This is a genomic window from Centipeda periodontii DSM 2778 (assembly GCF_000213975.1).
GTDB lineage: Bacteria > Bacillota > Negativicutes > Selenomonadales > Selenomonadaceae > Centipeda > Centipeda periodontii.
In genome coordinates this window covers 2,532,748-2,550,129 of the sequence record NZ_GL892076.1, presented here as the reverse complement: position 1 = coordinate 2,550,129, position 17,382 = coordinate 2,532,748, and the positions used below count along the sequence as shown (strand labels likewise).

General features: G+C 58.2%; 16 protein-coding genes. 15 read left to right on the top strand and 1 reads right to left on the bottom strand.

The window, feature by feature from the left end:
• Window positions 1-5: 5 nt before the first annotated feature.
• The 12 genes from HMPREF9081_RS11745 to lptB all read left to right on the top strand — a co-directional run bounded on the left by HMPREF9081_RS11745 (window position 6) and on the right by lptB (window position 12,694).
• A complete protein-coding gene (locus tag HMPREF9081_RS11745) occupies window positions 6-809 on the top strand; it encodes an LpxI family protein (protein WP_040395652.1) in 804 nt (267 codons plus the stop codon).
• 87 nt (window positions 810-896) lie between these two features.
• Window positions 897-2,036, top strand: coding sequence for a lipid-A-disaccharide synthase (gene lpxB, locus HMPREF9081_RS11740; protein ID WP_006307615.1), 1,140 nt, complete (start codon window positions 897-899; stop codon window positions 2,034-2,036).
• A 332-nt stretch (window positions 2,037-2,368) separates the two neighbouring features.
• Complete coding sequence (gene msbA, locus HMPREF9081_RS11735) at window positions 2,369-4,093, top strand: lipid A export permease/ATP-binding protein MsbA (protein ID WP_006307611.1); 1,725 nt, start codon at window positions 2,369-2,371, stop codon at window positions 4,091-4,093.
• A gap of 2 nt (window positions 4,094-4,095) precedes the next feature.
• On the top strand, window positions 4,096-6,615 hold the full coding sequence (gene lpxK, locus HMPREF9081_RS11730; RefSeq protein WP_040395198.1) for a tetraacyldisaccharide 4'-kinase: 2,520 nt from the start codon (window positions 4,096-4,098) through the stop codon (window positions 6,613-6,615).
• On the top strand, window positions 6,612-7,346 hold the full coding sequence (kdsB, locus tag HMPREF9081_RS11725; RefSeq protein ID WP_006307606.1) for a 3-deoxy-manno-octulosonate cytidylyltransferase: 735 nt from the start codon (window positions 6,612-6,614) through the stop codon (window positions 7,344-7,346). The genes lpxK and kdsB overlap by 4 nt, the downstream gene beginning before the upstream one ends.
• Window positions 7,347-7,412: 66 nt before the next feature.
• Window positions 7,413-8,240 (top strand): 3-deoxy-8-phosphooctulonate synthase, encoded by an 828-nt coding sequence (gene kdsA, locus HMPREF9081_RS11720; protein WP_040395197.1) that lies wholly within the window; start codon window positions 7,413-7,415, stop codon window positions 8,238-8,240.
• A 9-nt stretch (window positions 8,241-8,249) separates the two neighbouring features.
• Window positions 8,250-9,230 carry a KpsF/GutQ family sugar-phosphate isomerase gene (locus HMPREF9081_RS11715; RefSeq protein ID WP_006307604.1) on the top strand — a complete coding sequence of 327 codons (981 nt, stop codon included), beginning with the start codon at window positions 8,250-8,252 and terminating at the stop codon, window positions 9,228-9,230.
• Window positions 9,230-9,787: a KdsC family phosphatase gene (locus HMPREF9081_RS11710; RefSeq protein WP_006307603.1), complete on the top strand. Its 558-nt coding sequence runs from the start codon at window positions 9,230-9,232 to the stop codon at window positions 9,785-9,787. Before HMPREF9081_RS11715 ends, HMPREF9081_RS11710 begins: the two co-directional genes overlap by 1 nt.
• A 26-nt stretch (window positions 9,788-9,813) precedes the next feature.
• Entirely contained in the window at window positions 9,814-10,725 is a 912-nt protein-coding gene (locus tag HMPREF9081_RS11705; RefSeq protein WP_006307602.1) for a lysophospholipid acyltransferase family protein, read from the top strand.
• A complete protein-coding gene (lptC, locus tag HMPREF9081_RS11700) occupies window positions 10,725-11,270 on the top strand; it encodes an LPS export ABC transporter periplasmic protein LptC (RefSeq protein ID WP_006307601.1) in 546 nt (181 codons plus the stop codon). Before HMPREF9081_RS11705 ends, lptC begins: the two co-directional genes overlap by 1 nt.
• Complete coding sequence (locus HMPREF9081_RS11695) at window positions 11,267-11,962, top strand: LptA/OstA family protein (RefSeq protein ID WP_006307600.1); 696 nt, start codon at window positions 11,267-11,269, stop codon at window positions 11,960-11,962. Before lptC ends, HMPREF9081_RS11695 begins: the two co-directional genes overlap by 4 nt.
• A 12-nt stretch (window positions 11,963-11,974) precedes the next feature.
• Complete coding sequence (lptB, locus tag HMPREF9081_RS11690; RefSeq protein ID WP_006307598.1) at window positions 11,975-12,694, top strand: LPS export ABC transporter ATP-binding protein; 720 nt, start codon at window positions 11,975-11,977, stop codon at window positions 12,692-12,694.
• A gap of 185 nt (window positions 12,695-12,879) precedes the next feature.
• Here lptB and HMPREF9081_RS11685 read toward each other — a convergent pair whose 3' ends face one another.
• Complete coding sequence (locus HMPREF9081_RS11685; protein ID WP_006307597.1) at window positions 12,880-13,209, bottom strand: hypothetical protein; 330 nt, start codon at window positions 13,207-13,209, stop codon at window positions 12,880-12,882.
• A 173-nt stretch (window positions 13,210-13,382) separates the two neighbouring features.
• Here HMPREF9081_RS11685 and HMPREF9081_RS11680 point away from each other — a divergent pair, with 173 nt between their 5' ends.
• From HMPREF9081_RS11680 to HMPREF9081_RS11670, 3 genes are all read left to right on the top strand, one after another.
• The gene (locus HMPREF9081_RS11680) at window positions 13,383-15,101 is read left to right on the top strand and encodes a methyl-accepting chemotaxis protein (protein WP_006307596.1); all 1,719 of its coding nucleotides are present in this window, start codon (window positions 13,383-13,385) and stop codon (window positions 15,099-15,101) included.
• A gap of 298 nt (window positions 15,102-15,399) precedes the next feature.
• Entirely contained in the window at window positions 15,400-16,806 is a 1,407-nt protein-coding gene (locus HMPREF9081_RS11675; protein WP_006307595.1) for a flagellin N-terminal helical domain-containing protein, read from the top strand.
• Window positions 16,807-16,973: 167 nt separating this feature from the next.
• Window positions 16,974-17,183: a hypothetical protein gene (locus HMPREF9081_RS11670; RefSeq protein WP_174262952.1), complete on the top strand. Its 210-nt coding sequence runs from the start codon at window positions 16,974-16,976 to the stop codon at window positions 17,181-17,183.
• Window positions 17,184-17,382 lie beyond the last annotated feature (199 nt).

Genomic DNA, 17,382 nt, shown 5'->3' with positions numbered 1-17,382 from the left:
TAATGATGGAAAAACTGGGTCTGCTCGCGGGTGTCGGACATCTGCCTGCTGCCTGTGCGCGTGCGGCGCGTGCGCTCGGGTATGAAGTACATGCAATCGCACTGCTGCCGGACTGCGATCCGGAGCTCAAGGACGCGGCATCGGTCTATCGTGAGATCAGCATCGGTTCGATCTCTGCGATCCTTGCCTATCTCCAGCAGGAGCAAATCGGTAAGGTGACGATGATCGGAAAGGTCACGAAGGAACTGCTCTTCACGGGGCAGATTCAGCCGGATGAGATGCTGCGCGGGATGCTGATGCAGCTGCCGAACCAGAATGACGATACGATCATGATGATGTTCGTCGGCGCGCTGATGAAGGTGGGCGTGACGCCGCTCGATCAGACGGCGCTGATCAAGCCGCTGATGCCGGAGGCGGGTGTGCTGACGAGCCGTCCTCCGACCGACGCCGAGCGCGCGGATATGGAGTACGGTCTCCGGATGGCACGCGAGATCGGACGGCTTGATGTCGGGCAGACCGCCGTTGTAAAGGACTGCGCGGTCATGGCGCTTGAGGCAATCGAGGGAACGGATGCGTGCATTCGGCGCGGCGGTCAGCTTGCGGGCGGCGGTGCAGTTGTTGCAAAGGCGGCAAAGCCGCAGCAGGATCTCCGCTTCGATGTGCCCGCAGTCGGACTTGATACGATCGAGTCGCTGGTCGCGGCAAAGGCATCGGCTCTCGTCATTGAGGCGGAGAGGACACTCTTCATCGACAAGGAGCGCGCGGTCGCGCTCGCTGAGGCAAACGGCATTACGATTGCTGCGATGTGAGAGACTTTTGAACGCCCCTCCGTTTCGACGGGGGAGGCTTTGAGGCAACGGCATTTTATTTGTCATGTTTGAGGAGGTCTTGCCCACTTGAAAATCATGCTTTCGGCGGGGGAGACCTCGGGCGATCTCCACGGCGCGGCACTCGCACGAGAGCTGCGGGCGCTTGATGCCTCTGTTTCTCTTATCGGTTTCGGCGGTGCGGAGATGGCGGCAGCGGGCGTTGTACTCCGTCAAAATTATGCAGATTACAACGTCATGGGGATCTCGGCGGTGCTGCTCAATTTGCGCCGCATCTTTGCCCTTCTCGATGATCTCACGCAGCTCATGGAGGAGGAGCGTCCGGACGTACTCGTCATCATCGACTATCCGGACTTCAACTGGCGGCTCGCGGCGCGGGCGAAAGAGCGGGGGATCCCCGTTTTTTCTTATATTCCGCCCTCTGCATGGGCGTGGCGCAAGGGGCGTGCGAAGTCCTGCGCCGCGCTCGCGGATGAGATCGTCGCGATCTTTCCGCACGAACTCCCACCGTATGAGGCGGCGGGTGCAAACATCTCCTTTGTCGGCAATCCGCTCATCGATACGGTGCATGCCGAGATGGAGCCGGAGGAGGCGCGCATACATTTTGACATCCGTGCGGAGGATGTGCCGATTCTCCTGATGCCGGGCAGCCGACGCGAGGAGATCGAGCGCCTCCTCCCGCCGATGCTCGATGCGGCAGAGATCCTTGCGGCAGAGGATCCTGCGCGGCGCTTCTTCCTGCCTGTGGCGGGCGGTGTGGATGTCACGCAGATTGAGGGACACCTTGCCGTTTCGTCCGTCACGGTCACGCTCACACACGACGCGCGTTATGCGCTTATGGGCATCGCACGTGCGGCAATTGCCGCGTCGGGGACGGTCGTCATGGAGGCGGCGATTATGGGGCTGCCTGCCGTCATCCTTTACCGCATGTCCGCGCTTTCCTATTTCGTCGGACGTCTGCTTGTCGACGTGCCGCGTTTCTCGCTGCCGAACATCCTTGTCGGCGAGACATTCGAAACAGAACTCCTTCAGGACGAGGTGCAGCCGGAGCGCATTGCCGAGGCGATGGATCGGATCATCGCCGACAGCGCGGATCGCGCATACGTGATGGATTGCCTTGCGCGAGCCGTCGCCAAACTCGGCGAACCAAATGCAGCGCGCCGCGTGGCGGAGAAGATTCTTGCGCTTGCGAGAACTTCTGAAACGTGAATTTGATTAGTGTGCGGAAAGGAGCTGCGCTCTGAGTGCCCCTATCGGCTCACTTCGTTCGCCACTTCCCCCGTTGCGACGGGGGAAGCTAATATGCCGTAACGCAAAGCCTCCCCCGTTGCTGACCTGTCCAAGAAGCAAGTCCGAAAGGACGCAGCTGATTGGGCAACAGGTCGTATGGGAAAACGTCCCAAGAACACAAGCGATAGCGAAGTGTGATTGGATGACGTTGACCGCTCGACACGGGGGAGGGGGACCGCGTAAGCGGTGGAAGGGGCGCTTTGAGCGTCTGTTGACAACTTCCTTTCATTTATCCTTCCAGTAGGAGAACTATGAAGAACTATACGAGACTGCTTGCCTACATGCGCCCGTACGTGAACAAATTTGCGCTCGCGATCGTGTGCATCATCCTCGCCTCTGCGGCGAATCTCTACGTCCCGTGGATCATCAAGGACATGATCGACGACGTGCTTGCCGACAAGAACATGGCACTCCTCAACGCCATCTGCATCGGCATTGTCGTCATCTTTTTCCTGCGCGGGATTTTTTACTTTGGGCAGTCCTATCTCGTTTCCTACATCGGGCAGAAGGTCATCATCGATGTGCGCGAAGTCATGTTCCGCAAATTCCAGCGGATGCCGCTCGCGTACTACGATCGCCATCAGACCGGCGAGATCATGAGCTATGTCACGAACGACGTGGCGGCGATCCAGTCGGCGCTCGTGGATAATTTGATCGATATGGTGACGGAGGGCTGCATCCTCATCGGTTCGCTTGTCCTTATGTTCTACCTCGATTGGAAGCTCTCGCTCCTGACACTCGTCGTGATTCCCATGGTGGGGCAGGCGATGAAGATCTTTGGGCGCAAGATCAAGCAGTCGAGCTCGGTCATTCAGCAGCGTCTCGCAGAGATCACGGCTCTCTTGCAGGAGAGCTTTTCGGCGACGCGCGTTGTGAAGTCCTTTGTGCGCGAGGATTATGAGATCGATCGATTCGTGCAGAGCAATCAGCGTAATTTCGATGCGGTGATGAAGAACGTCCAGCAGACGAGCATGCTCACGCCGACCGTCGAATTTCTGGCAGCGATTGCCGTCACCTTCATCGTATGGTTCGGCGGCTACGAGGTCGTCAACGGCGACATTACCGCAGGTGCGTTCGTCGCGTTCCTCACCTACGCCGTCAACCTCGCGAATCCCGTCAAGCGCCTCTCACGCATCTATGGCAATCTTCAAAAGGCGATGGCGGCAGTCGACCGCGTATTCTCGATCGTTGACCTCGAAGAAAGCATCACGGACAGCCCCCATGCGAAGCCGCTTCCCCCGGTGGAGGGGCGCGTGCGCTTCGACCATGTGGTTTTTTCCTATAAGGAGGGGCGTCCTGCGCTCGACGGTGTGACACTCGAAGCGGCACCGGGGGAAATGATCGCCTTTGTCGGTCCCTCGGGTGCAGGAAAATCGACGATTGCGAACCTTATTCCGCGCTTCTACGAGGTGGACAGCGGCGCGATTACGGTGGATGACCATGATGTCCGCGATGTGACGCTCGCTTCCCTGCGCGGTCAGATCGGACTGGTACCGCAGGAGACGATGCTGTTCTCCACGACCATCCGCGAGAACATTCGTTACGGGCGCCTCGATGCGACGGATGCGGAGATCGAGGAGGCGGCGCGTGCGGCGAATGCACACAACTTCATCATGGAGCTTGAGCATGGATATGATACCCAGATCGGTGAGCGCGGCGTCAGCATCTCGGGCGGGCAGCGTCAGCGCATCGCGATTGCGCGCGCGATCCTCAAGGATCCGCGCATTCTCATCCTCGATGAGGCGACCTCTGCGCTCGATACGGAGAGCGAGAAGATCGTGCAGGCGGCACTCGACGATCTCATGGTCGGGCGCACGAGCTTTGTCATTGCGCACCGCCTCTCGACGGTATTTAACGCCGACCGCATCTATGTGATCGACGGCGGGCATATCGTGGAACAGGGAACGCATGAGGAGCTGCTCAGAGAGGGCGGACTCTATCAGCATCTCTATGACATTCAGTTTCGGGGAGAGTGATTATGAGATTTCTCTATAATTTAGCGGCAATCCTCATCGTCACCATCATCATACCGATCTTCATGCTGCGCGCGACACGCGAGCGCGGCTTTGTCGAGCGCATCAAACAGAGCTTCGGTTTCTACCCGCAGGAGACCATCGACAAGGTGGCGGGGAAGAATGCGATCTGGGTGCATGCGGCATCCGTCGGCGAGATCGTTGCGACCAGCCCGCTCGTCCGCGAGTTCCGCAAGGTGTTCCCGGACAGCCCCATCCTCGTTTCGGTCGTCACGACGGGCGGTTATGAGATGGCGCACCGCATCATCAAGGATGCGGACGCGATCATCTACTTCCCCCTCGATCTCCCCTTCCTCGCCTCACGCGTCGTGGGACGCATCCGTCCGCGCGTATTTCTTCCCGTGGAAACAGAGCTGTGGCCGAACTTCCTCAAGAAGGCAAAGGAGCTCGACGTGCCCGTCATGATGGTCAACGGCCGCATCAGTGACCGCAGTGTCAAGCAGTACAAATACCTGCTCGGCATGCTGCGCGAGATGATCGGGACGGTGAAGTGCTTCGCCATGCAGTCGAGCATCGATGCGGACTACATCATGCGGCTCGGTGCACCGCGCGAGCTGGTTACGGTCACGGGCAATACGAAATTCGATCAGGCATATACGAGCGTCAGCCCCGAGGAACGGGCGACGCTCATTCAGGAATTAGGTCTCACGGGTGCGAGCCATATCATGATTGCAGGCTCGACACATCGCGGCGAGGAGGAGCTTGTGCTTGCGGCATTTGCCGCCGTGCGTGCCGTAGAGCCAAATGTGAGGCTGATCATCGCGCCGCGCGAGGTGCTGCGCACGATGGAGGTCGAACATCTCTGCCGTAAGGCGGGATTCACCGTCAATACGCGCAAGAATCTGCAAAAGGGCGCCGAGGGCGGCGAGGATATCGTCATCCTCGATACGGTGGGCGAGCTCGGCCGCGTCTATGGACTTGGCGATGTGATCTACATCGGCGGCAGCCTCATCCCGCACGGCGGGCACAACATCCTCGAACCGGCAGCGCACGGCAAGGCGATCATCGTCGGCGATCAGATGTTCAACTTCAAGGACATCCATGCGCTCTTCCGCAACCGCAACGCTGTTGTGACGGTTACGAACGGGAGGGAACTGACGCGCGAGACGCTGCGCCTCTTCGGGGACGCTGCGGAGCGCGAACGCCTTGAGCACGAGACACTTGCCATCATCAACGAGAACAAGGGCGCGTCCGCGAAGTCGGCGCAGATCCTCGTGGATATGCTTGCAACCTATGAGGCACGCCGCGCCCTGCGCGCGCAGCAGCGCATCCGTTCCCATCGGGTACGCGCAACGCAGAAGGTCGCGAATTTCCAGACGTACTTCATCGACCTCGTTCATGACAAGGATGTGCGTGGTGTCTCGCGCAGACTCATCATGGGCGTGTTCTATGTATTCTCGCTGATCTATGAACAGCTGGTCAATCTCAAATTGACCATGTATCGTTTGGGCTGGGTGAAAAAGGAGCAGCTGCCCTGTTTCGTCATCAGTCTCGGCAACGTCACGGTCGGCGGTACGGGAAAGACACCCACGGCACAGCATCTCGCGCGCGCGATTCACGGGATGGGCTACCGCGTCGCGATTCTCAACCGCGGCTACCGCGCGAAGTGGCGCGGCGAGGTCGGCATTGTCTCCGACGGGCACACGCTCAAGATGGATGCAGAGACGGCGGGCGATGAGGCGTTTATGCTGGCAAAGCATCTGCCGGACGTACCCGTGCTGATCGGTCCGAAGCGCGCCGTCACAGGACGCTACGCGATCGAGCATTTTGGTGCCGAGGTGGCCATCCTCGACGACGGTTATCAGCATTGGCAGCTTGAGCGCGATATGGACATCCTGCTCGTGGATGCCGTGAACGTCTTTGGCAACGGCTACCTCCTGCCACGCGGAACGCTGCGCGAGCCGCTCTCGCATATCGACCGCGCGGATGTCTGTCTCATGACGAAGGTCGATCAGGCGGCACCGGGCGCGATCCAGCACATCTGGGAGACGTTCCGCAGCTACAATCAGGACGGGCTGATCCTCGAGAGCATCCATCAGCCGCGCCAGTTTGTGCGCCTCTCCGACTGGTACGAGGACATCGGCGCGGGCGGCATTCCCGTCACGGAGATGGAGGGCAAGAAGGTGCTCGCGCTCTCGGCGATCGGAAACCCCGCATCGTTCGAGCAGACGCTTGCCGATCTCGGCGTTGAGATTGTGGAGAGCATGCGCTACCCCGATCATCACGACTACGACGAGCGCGATATGGCAGAGGTGCTGTATCGTGCGGAGACGCTCGGCGTCGAGGCGATTGTGAGCACGGAGAAGGACGCGGTAAAGGTGCCGGGCGACGTGGTGCGCGCAAAGTGGCGCATCCCGATATACGTCATCGCGGTCGAGGTGACGTTCCAGAAGGGCGGCGATGCGTTCTTCCGCACGCTTGAGCAGCAGCTCGCGGCGAAGCTGAGACCGGAGGTAATCACATGAAAGTTCTCTGTATCATCCCGGCGCGTTACGCATCGACGCGTCTGCCGGGGAAGCCCCTGCGCGAGATTGCGGGGAAACCCATGATTGTGCGCGTTTACGAGCGTGCTGTAAAGGCTCGGCTCGTGCAGGATGTCGTCGTTGCAACGGACGACGAGCGCATCCGTGCCGCTGTCGAAGAATACGGCGGGCGCGCCGTCATGACGCGCGCCGATCACGCGACGGGGACGGATCGCCTTGCCGAGGTTGCGGAGAAGATGACGGACTACGATCTCATCATCAACGTGCAGGGGGATGAGCCGCTCATTGATCCCGCGGTGATCGACGCGCTCGTCGAGCCGTTCCTTGCGGATGCGACTCTGCCGATGGCAACGGCAAAGACACTGCTCACAGACGAGGTGGAGATGGCGAACCCGAACAATGTCAAGGTCATCACAGACCTCACGGGCGATGCCCTCTACTTCTCTCGCGCATGCATCCCGTACGCGCGAAATACGGGAGCGAAAGTATACAAGCATATTGGCATCTATGCTTATCGCCGCGACTTTCTACTTGATTATGCACGCATGGCGCAGACACCGCTTGAGCTCTCCGAGTCCCTGGAGCAGCTGCGTGCGCTCGAGAACGGGCACCGCATTCGCGTCATCGAAACGGATGCCGTCTTTATCGGTGTCGATACGGAGGAGGATCTTGCGGCAGTCAATGAGGAATACAGAAAACGCGGGATTCATTGACCTTTTCGCGTGAAAATTCTATAATAATGAGTGTAAATAGCATGATTGTTGAAAGGAGCCATGAAGATGAACAAAGTGAAGCTGGCGAATTTTGAGATCGGCGGCGGCGAGCCGCTGGTGCTCCTCGCGGGACCCTGCGTCCTCGAAGGATTCGAGCACTCGCTCATGATCGGACGCGGCATCAAGGAGATCACGGATCGTCTCGGCATTCCCTATGTATTCAAGGCGTCCTTTGACAAGGCGAATCGCTCTGCCTTCCATAGCTTTCGAGGACCGGGGCTTGAGGAGGGCGTGAAGATTCTGGGCAAGATTCGCGATGAGCTCGGTGTGCCCGTCGTGACGGACATCCACGAGACCTGTCAGGCGGACACCGTCGCAAAGGTCGCGGATGTCCTTCAGATCCCTGCATTTCTCTCACGCCAGACCGACCTGCTGCACGCGGCGGCGCAGACGGGCGCCGTTGTGAACGTGAAGAAGGGACAGTTCCTCTCGCCGAGCGATATGCGCAACGTTGTCGATAAGATTCACGAGAGCGGCAGCGACCGCATCCTCCTCACGGAGCGCGGCGAGAGCTTCGGTTATAACAACCTCGTCGTGGACATGCGCGCCTTCCCCATCATGCGCGGCTTCGGCTATCCCGTGATCTTCGACGGGACGCACAGCGTTCAGCTGCCGGGCGGTGCGGGGACAAGCTCGGGCGGGCAGCGCGAGTACGTTGAGTACCTTGTGCGCGCGGCGGTCGGTGCGGGCGTTGACGGACTCTTCCTCGAGGTGCATGACAATCCGCCCGAGGCGCTCTCGGACGGTGCGAACATGGTCTATCTCGACAAACTCGAGGAACTCTTGAAGGATGCCCTCGCCATCTACGAAGTTGTGCGCAAGAAGCTGAACTAGGAGAACTACATGGCACAGAGCACAATCCGAGAAAAAGCAATCGAGACATTGGAACTTGAGGCAAAGGCAGTCGCGCAGCTCACAGAGCGCATCGATGCGGACTTTGAGGCGGCGGTACGCGCCATTTTAGACTGCAAGGCGCGTGTTGTTGTCACGGGCATGGGCAAATCCGGTCACGTCGGGCGCAAGATCGCGGCGACGCTTGCGAGCACGGGGACGCCCTCGTTCTTTATGCACCCTGCGGAGGCGTTTCACGGGGATCTCGGCATGGTCACGGCGGACGACATCGTCATCGCCATCTCAAACAGCGGCGAGTCGAACGAGGTCGTGAATATTCTCTCGATCATCCACCGCATCGGCGCGCGCATCATCGCCATGTGCGGACGGCGCAAATCCCAGCTCGGCCGCAGTGCAGACTTCTACATCGACATTGCTGTCGAGCGCGAGGCATGTCCGCTGGGGCTTGCACCGACAAGCTCGACAACCGCGACACTCGCGATGGGCGATGCGATCGCGATGGCGCTCATGGCGGCACGCGACTTCAAGAAGGAGGACTATGCCCTCTTCCATCCGGGCGGCGCGCTTGGCCGTAAGCTGCTGCTCACGGTCGCCAACGTGATGCACACGGGCGACGAAAATCCTGTCGTCGCCTACAATACGACGGCAAAGGATGCCCTCTTTGTTATGACGGACAAGGGGCTCGGCGCCGTCTCCGTCGTGGATGCGGACGGCAAATTTATCGGACTCGTGACGGACGGCATCATTCGTCGTGCCCTTGCGAAGGACTATAACTTCCTCGATAAGGACGTGGAGAGCATTATGTTCGCCACGCCGCTCACGATCGCGCCGGATAAAATGGCGGCAACGGCGCTCTCCGTCATGGAGAAGCATCAGCCGCGTCCGGTCACCGTTTTGCCTGTTGTCGATACGGCGGGCGTGCCCGTCGGCATTGTCCATCTGACAGATCTCTTGCGGCAGGGGGTCGTGTGATGCCGATTCGGGAAGGTGCGATTGACCGCGCGAAGAAAATCAAATGTGTCATCCTCGATGTGGATGGCGTACTTACGAATGGGTGCGTCTACGCTGCGCCTGACGGGAGTGAGCTCTATAAGCCGTTCTTTGTGCGGGATGGACTTGCGATTTCACTTGCACGGAAGGTCGGAATTGCGACCGCAATTATTACGGGACGCTCGTCCACGATCGTTGCGAACCGTGCAAAGGAACTGCATATTGACCTCGTCTATCAGGGCAATCTTGACAAACGCTCTGCCTATGCAGATATCAAGGCGAAGACGGGACTCCGCGATGAGGAGATCGCCTACATCGGCGACGATATCGTCGACCTCCCCATTATGCGTATGGTCGGGCTGCCGTGTGCGGTGGGCGATGCTGTGGCAGAGGTAAAGGAGATTGCGCAGATCATCGCGGGGGAGCGCGGCGGATGCGGTGCCGTGCGTGAAATATACGAGATCATCTTTAAGACACAGGGACTGTGGGAGCGTGTTCTCACGAGCTTTCAAACGGATGTTGACGGCGCTGCCCAGTAGCAAGGCAGCAAAAAGGAGGTGCGGCAGTGCTCTATCATACGCTCATGTTTCTTAGCTTTCTCGCGTGCCACGTGCCGCGCCCCGTTCTGCTCGGAGCGGGTTGGGTGCTCGGCAATCTCTACTATCTGCTCATTCCGAAGATGCGAAATCGTGCTGTGGAGCACATGATGCCCGCACTCGGCATTGACGAGGCGGAGGCAAAGAAGCTCGTGCGTGCGTCCTTTATCAATATGGCACGCAATGTTCTCGACATCCTTGCCATGCCCATGCTGAACGAAAAGAATCTCAGTGAATACATCGAGATCGACCATCTTGAGCGCATGCAGGAGGCGCTTGCCGAGGGGCGCGGCGTCGTCGTGCTCACGGGTCATGTCGGCTGTTGGGAGTGGCTGTCGGCGGCGTTCACACTGAACGGTATCCCCGTCAGCGCGATTGCAAAGCCGCAGCCGAACATCGAGTACACGCGCGCACTCGACGATCTGCGCGCGACCATCCACGTCGAGATCTTCTCGCGTGGGACGAGTGAGCTGATCGCGGCAGCACGGGCTCTCAAACGCGGGCGTCTCCTCGGATTTCTCGCCGATCAGGACGGCGGTCCCGGCGGTGCCTTCATCGAGTTCCTCGGACGTACGGCATCGACGCCGCTCGGTCCCGCCGTCTTCTCGCGTAAGTTCAAGTCACCCGTCGTACCCGCATTTATTCTGCGTCAGCCCAACGGCAAGCACAAGGTCCTCGTCGGTGAGATTATGCGCTGCCCGGATACGGGCGACAGTGACCGCGATCTCTACGAGTTCACCGTGCAGATGACCGCGATCGTTGAGAAGATCATCCGCGAAAATCCGACGCAGTGGATCTGGTTTCAGAAGCGCTGGAACACCCCGCCTGAGGAGCAAAAGACGGGCAAGCATCACATGTCGGCGGCGAAGGAGGGGGATTGATGGCTCAGAGCAAGTGGCTTTACGGCGGCGGTGCCGTCCTCCTCACGGGACTCGTTATTTGGGCGGTCACAACGGTGCCCGAAATTCCACAACAGACGGATACCCCATCCGGTCCGCGTGTCATGTCCTATGTGGACAATAGCCTCAGCGAGGAGCGCGACGGACGCACGATCTGGAAGATGACGGCGGAAAAAGTAAACGTCGATATTGACACGAACGATACGAGCATGCTGAAAATCGACGGAACCTTTTACACGGAGGATGGTCGCACACTCACGCTGCATGCAGATGAGGGGCGTATGGACGGCAAGACGCGCGATGTCGTGCTCACGGGTACGATCGAGGCAACGACGAGCGACGGGGCGAGCCTGCGTGCGAAGAAGATCACATGGACAGCGGAAGAGGGCAGCCTCAGTGCCGAGGGGGACGCCGAGCTCATTCGCGATGATATCCGTGCGACGGGAGATCGCATTGTGAGCACAGATGGATTTCAGCGGTTCAGCATCATAGGCAATGCACATATAGAGAAAGGTGGGGCGAAATGACGAAAAAGAAATTGTATCGAGGGCTTCTCGTACTGCTCGCGGCGGGAGCGATCGGCACGGCGGCAGGTGCTGCCGAGCAAGGCACACAGCCGACCAGCGTCACGGCAGACAGCCTCACCTACGATACACGCACGGGACTCATTACGGCAGAGACGAACGTCCGCATGGAACAGGGGCCGAGCCGGGTCGAGGGCGCGCGTGCCACGTATAATACGCACACCGAGGAGGGCACTGTCGAGGGCGGTGTCCGTGCCGTGCGTGACGACATGAATCTGTCCTGTGACCGTCTCTTTGGGATCGGGCAGGAGCACTGGCAGGCGACGGGCAGTGTTCATATGGTCAAAGCGGGGCGCACGTTTACGGGTGCGCAGCTTGACTACTACCCTTCGCAGAACGATTACATCCTCGCGGACAGCGGCGGAACGATCACGAGTGCCGACGGGACACTCAGTGCCGATCGGCTTGAGGGATGGATGAAGGAAAACCGCTTTGTCGGCACGGGCAACGCGCACATCGTCAGCCCGCCGCGCGATCTTGAGGGCGGCGGCGACCGCATGGAGTATTTCGGCAGTGCGGAACGACCGTATGTCGTGCTCGATGGCAGTGCATGGGTGTTTCAGGGAAACAACATGGCGCGCAGCAATCATATGACCGTCTACCTCGCGGATGACGGCACGGCTGTGAGCGAGTGAGGGGGCGCCATTTTGTATCTCGAATCCCGCAACCTTATCAAGAAATTCGGCAGCCGCACCGTCGTTGACCACATCTCCGTCCGCATCGACAAGGGGGAGATCGTCGGACTCCTAGGGCCCAACGGTGCAGGAAAGACGACGACATTCTACATGATCGTCGGGCTTGAGAAGCCGACGCACGGCGATGTCTATCTCTCTGACATCTGCATCACGGACTACCCCATGTATCGGCGTGCGGAGCTCGGCATCAGTTATCTTACGCAGGAGCCGTCGATCTTTCGCAAGCTCACCGTTACGGAGAACATTGCTGCAATCCTCGAGACGACGAAACTATCGAAGGCAGAGCAGAAGCACAAGCTCGACGGACTCCTTGAGGAGTTCCACATTGGACACGTCCGCGGCCGGCGCGGTACGGAGCTCTCGGGCGGTGAGCGCCGCCGCGTCGAGATCGCGCGCTGCCTCGCACTTGAGCCGCAGTTCATTCTGCTTGACGAGCCGTTTGCGGGCGTTGATCCGCTCGCCGTCGCCGACATCCAGGAGATCATCGAATATCTGCGGCAACGTGGTATGGGCATTCTCATTACCGATCACAACGTCCGTGAGACGCTCCACATCGTCGATCGCGTCTACCTCCTCAGCGAGGGCAAACTCCTCCTTGAGGGCGACAGCAAGACCATCGCCGAGAGTCCAATCGCACGGAAGTTCTACCTTGGAGAGAATTTCAGCTTGTAAAGAACATACGAAAACGCGGCTCATTTCTCAAGGGAGATGAGCCGCGTTTTTGTGTCTGTACGATTTTTGTTTCAGTAGTAAACGTGCACATGGGGGTTGTGGTGTTGCCCGATATCCTTGAAGAACATATATATTATCATACCACCAAAACGACTTAGTTCGGGCATAGATACACCCCCATATTTCTATGCAAAGAAGCGTCGGTAGGCGTCGAAGAGGAAGAGGGCACCCGCCATGCCGATGGTGACGAAGCTGGCGCGCGTGACAATCATCATTTGAAACTCGGAAAGCCGATCCGTCGCGTGTCGCCGCGTGTAGGTAAGCCCAAGCGAGAGCGTCAGCAGAATATACATTGTGAGTGTGAGGCTGTCCAGATCCTGCCATGCTGCGATCATGACGATGACGGTGAACGCCATGAGGATGAGGAGCAGATAATCCTTTCCGGGCGGGCGTACCGGTCGCGGTTTTTCCGGCGGAGTTATCTTTTGTTGGAGCTTTTTCAACATTTTTGCCATAGCTGTCCGTCCTTTTGTATATTTTTGTAAGAATAAAGTTAGTATAGCATAGAAAAAACTTTGCCGCTATATGGTTTTTTGCAAGCGACAGTGCTATAATCAAAAATAGTCTGGGAAAGTTTTACATTCTGAGATGGAGGGAACTCCTGCAAGTTTATGGAGGGAATTGAGAAATGTCGGTAGCAAAGAAAATTGTGCTGAGCATCGGATTTCTGGTCGTCATGTTTGCCGGCTACGGATTCTATGCAAATCATGCGAGCGGCGTGCTCAACAACAACACGGTCAGTGTGTTCAGCTGGGCCCACGTCCTCAACGTGGGCGGTCAGGTGCAGTCGCTCTCGGCAGAGGGACGCGAATACGAACTCATGCGCATCACAGCGCCGAACGAGGCGGAGCGTTCCCGTGCAGCGGGACTGCTCTCCCAGCTTACGCAGAAGCTGAACAAGGCATACGATGAGTATGAGCAGGCGATTAAGGAGGCTCCGTTCCAGAACGAGGCGGATCGCACGCAGAAACTCGAGCGCCTCGAAAAACTCAAGCAGGAGCGTAAAAATTATGCAGTAGCGCGTCAGCACGCGACGGATCTCATCAATGCGGGAAATCAGGCGGGCGCCGTCCTCCTCGGATTTAACGAACAGGCGGATGTCTACAAACGCATGACGGATATCCTTGAGGAGGATAAGGCGGACAGCGTGCGCCTCGCGCGTGCGGAGATGGCACACAGTGAGGATGTATTCTCTGGGGTATGGATGACGACGATCGTCGCGCTTACCATTGTGGTCATTCTCTCGATCGTGATCCTCGTGCTCCTCCTCAAGAATATCAAGAACTCCGTGGATACGATTCTCGACGGCGCGCGTCACATTGCAGGCGGCGATCTGCGCTCGAAGATCATGCTGGACGGCGATGACGAGTTCGCACATATCGCGCACCAGTTCAACACAATGGTCGAGAGCATGCAGAAGATGATCCGCAAGATCAAGACGACGGCGACGGATGTGGCGGGCTCATCGGAGGAGCTGACGGCGAACGCGAACCAGTCGGCACAGGCGACGCAGAACGTCGCCCAGTCCATCACCGAGGTCGCGGAGGCGGCAGAGAAGCAGCTCCAGATCATCGACGAGAGCCGCATAACAGTGCAGGAGTTCCAACGCGGTCTCGAGGAGGCAATCACGAACCAGCGCCGTGCGCGTGAGCAGACGCAGGCGACGGCGGAGAAGGCGGCGGAGGGCAATGCCTTCGTCCAGACGACGGTCGAGCAGATGAACTCGATTGCGGCGACGGTGCAGCAGACGGGCGAGATCGTCAGCAAGCTTGGCGAGCGCTCGCAGGAGATCGGCAACATCGTCGAGATCATCTCGAGCATCTCGGGACAGACGAACCTTCTCGCACTCAATGCGGCAATCGAAGCAGCGCGTGCGGGCGAGCATGGTCGCGGCTTTGCCGTGGTCGCCGAGGAGGTCCGAAAGCTCGCGGAGGAGTCACAGAACGCCTCCCAGCAGATCTCCGAACTCATCCGCAGCATTCAGGACGAGACGAACCACGCCGTTTCCTCGATGGAGGAAGGACGCCGCGAGGCGGAGAAGGGCAAGGAGAACGTCACCGCGACGGGCGAAACCTTCTCACTCATCCTGAGCATGGTCGAGGATGTCAAGACGGCATCGCTCGCGGTCAGCAAGCGCGTCCTTGAGCTGCGTGAGAATATGAATTCGATTATCGAGGGCATGGGCGCCGTAGACAGCTCGGCAAAGGGGATCGGCAGCGAGTCGCAGAACGTCTCTGCCGCGACCGAGGAGCAGGCAGCGGGCATGGAGGAGATCGCTTCTTCGAGCCGCAGCCTTGCCGATATGGCGACGGATCTGCAGTCCGAGACGAACAAATTTAAGGTATAAAATCGGATGGGCAGCTCCGGCAATGCCCTGCTCGACATAAAGGAAGCGGCTGTTGCACGAAGCTAGAAAACTTCGTGCAACAGCCTTTTTGTATGGGAGAGTTTCGGAGGAGAGCAAATATACCATCACAAAAATCCGCAAGCTACATGGTATGAAATGAACTCGTATGAAAAATTTGTGGCAGATGTTAAGTCGTGCATATATTTCATCGATATAATTTTCAGGACGGAGTAACTGCGTCTGTTTATGCAATTATTTCGGTACAAAACCATAGATAAGAGTCAGGGAGGCAGTCTTTATGGCGATGGTGGTCAAAAATAATATGGCGGCGGTGAATACGCTCAATACGCTCAACAAGAATCAGAGTGAGCTGTCGAAGAGCCTGCAAAAGGTTTCCTCGGGTATGAAAATCAACAGCGCCGGCGATGATGCTTCGGGGATGGCGATCTCCGAGCGGATGCGCGTGCAGGTGCGTGCACTCGATCAGGATGACAACAACACAAAGAATGGCTCTGCTCTGTTGCGGACGGCAGAGGGCGCGGTGCAGTCCACGATCGAGATCCTGAAGACGCTCAAGGACAAGGCGATCAATGCTGCGAACGATACGAACACGGATGAGGATCGCGCGTTGATTCAGAAGGAAGTCGACCGCATGATCGACCAGATCGACGACAATGCACTGACGACGTACAACGGGAAGTATCTGATTGACGGGTCGCAGAATGGAATTGTGGTCGGGCAGACCGGAATGGGAACGCGCGCGACGTATGCAAATATGAGCCTTGCAAAAGATACGACGGATGTGACAAAGCTCATCAATCTCAAGCGGCGCGACGGCAGTTCCCTCTCCATCGATCCGTACGACAGCGTTACGGCAACGTGGACAAAGAACGGTGTCACCTACTCGGGTACGATCAACCCCATCCTCAATACCAACATCAATGACATGATCGGGCTCATTACGGCAACGGATGCCGGTATATTTGAGACATCTGCGCATGTCGGCTTTGATGAATACGGCAAACCGGTTTATACGCCGGACAATCAGCCCGCCGTTTCTATTACTTCGACAATTCCGGGCGTTGAGGGGCAGGTTTCGGGCATCACATTCCGTGTGATGGGACGCGACGGGCATATGCGCAACGATGTCAATGCCGTGCTCGACGACTTCCGCGAGACGGTGCGTGCACAGAATCCTTCTCCTGACAACTCCTTGGTTCTTCAGACAGGAACGAGAGCAAACCAAGCAGTCAAGGTTGGCCTTACCGATATGCGCTCTGCGGCGCTCGGGCTTCAGTCCGGCGACGGACAGGGCTGGGATCATACACCGATACCGACGCCTACCCCGCCGCTTTCCTCACCGCACTCGAAGGTGTGGAACGGCGTTGTCGGTGCGGGTCCGAAGATCCAGGTGACGACGCAGGAGGCGGCAAATGCCGCGATCAATGTCTTCCAGAATGCACTGATCCGTGCGACGGATCAGGCGGTCGCCATCGGTGCGGCGCAGAACCGGCTCGGCTATACGAGCAACAACCTTGTTGTTGCATCCGAGAATGTGCAGGCGTCAGAGTCCACGATTCGTGATGCGGATATGGCGAAGGAAATGACGGCGTATACGAAGCACAACGTGCTCACGCAGTCGGCACAGGCAATGCTTGCACAGGCGAACCAGAACTCGAGTGCGGTACTGAGTCTGTTGCAGTAAGTTCAGGGGCTGACGTTCAAAGCGCCCCTTCCACCGCTTACGCGGTTCCCCTCCCCCGTTGCGACGGGGGAGGCTTTTTATTGGCGGTATTGCACTCCTATCACGAATACGCTAACATGAGAGCAGAGGAGGGGGATGACAATGGATACGAGGAAGGAGTGAGCAGCATGAGCGCAAGGTGGGAGCAACTGCTGAAAGAAGAGTATGAACATGGGCGGGAGCAAGGTATAGAACAGGGAAGAGAACAGGGGGAAGAGCGTGCATATCTGGCGTCCATCCGAGGCGTAATGAGGAAGCTGTCACTCACAGCAGAAAAAGCGATGGATTTGCTTGCGATTCCGCAGTCGGAGTGGGCGCGGTACAAGGCAATGCTGTAAGGATCTGCGGTGTTAGGGAAGCACTGATAAATTCAGCACAGTCATCTTGACGCATCTTTTTTGCCCGAACTGTGTCGGAAAGGGGTTGTTGCACGAAGCTAAAACTTCGTACAACGCCCCTTTTTGTGCCCCTTCCACCGCTTGCGCGGTCCCCCTTCCCCGTCAAACGGGGAAGGCTAGAATTATGGCATCTTAGCTT

Bases quoted from the DNA above. Each gene is read 5' to 3' on its own strand.
- HMPREF9081_RS11745 (WP_040395652.1), top strand. From the start codon at position 6: ATGGAAAAACTGGGTCTGCTCGCGGGTGTCGGACATCTGCCTGCTGCC.
- msbA (WP_006307611.1), top strand. From the start codon at position 2,369: ATGAAGAACTATACGAGACTGCTTGCCTACATGCGCCCGTACGTGAAC.
- lpxK (WP_040395198.1), top strand. From the start codon at position 4,096: ATGAGATTTCTCTATAATTTAGCGGCAATCCTCATCGTCACCATCATC.
- kdsB (WP_006307606.1), top strand. From the start codon at position 6,612: ATGAAAGTTCTCTGTATCATCCCGGCGCGTTACGCATCGACGCGTCTG.
- kdsA (WP_040395197.1), top strand. From the start codon at position 7,413: ATGAACAAAGTGAAGCTGGCGAATTTTGAGATCGGCGGCGGCGAGCCG.
- HMPREF9081_RS11715 (WP_006307604.1), top strand. From the start codon at position 8,250: ATGGCACAGAGCACAATCCGAGAAAAAGCAATCGAGACATTGGAACTT.
- HMPREF9081_RS11710 (WP_006307603.1), top strand. From the start codon at position 9,230: ATGCCGATTCGGGAAGGTGCGATTGACCGCGCGAAGAAAATCAAATGT.
- lptC (WP_006307601.1), top strand. From the start codon at position 10,725: ATGGCTCAGAGCAAGTGGCTTTACGGCGGCGGTGCCGTCCTCCTCACG.
- HMPREF9081_RS11695 (WP_006307600.1), top strand. From the start codon at position 11,267: ATGACGAAAAAGAAATTGTATCGAGGGCTTCTCGTACTGCTCGCGGCG.
- HMPREF9081_RS11685 (WP_006307597.1), bottom strand. From the start codon at position 13,209: ATGGCAAAAATGTTGAAAAAGCTCCAACAAAAGATAACTCCGCCGGAA.
- HMPREF9081_RS11680 (WP_006307596.1), top strand. From the start codon at position 13,383: ATGTCGGTAGCAAAGAAAATTGTGCTGAGCATCGGATTTCTGGTCGTC.
- HMPREF9081_RS11675 (WP_006307595.1), top strand. From the start codon at position 15,400: ATGGCGATGGTGGTCAAAAATAATATGGCGGCGGTGAATACGCTCAAT.
- HMPREF9081_RS11670 (WP_174262952.1), top strand. From the start codon at position 16,974: ATGAGCGCAAGGTGGGAGCAACTGCTGAAAGAAGAGTATGAACATGGG.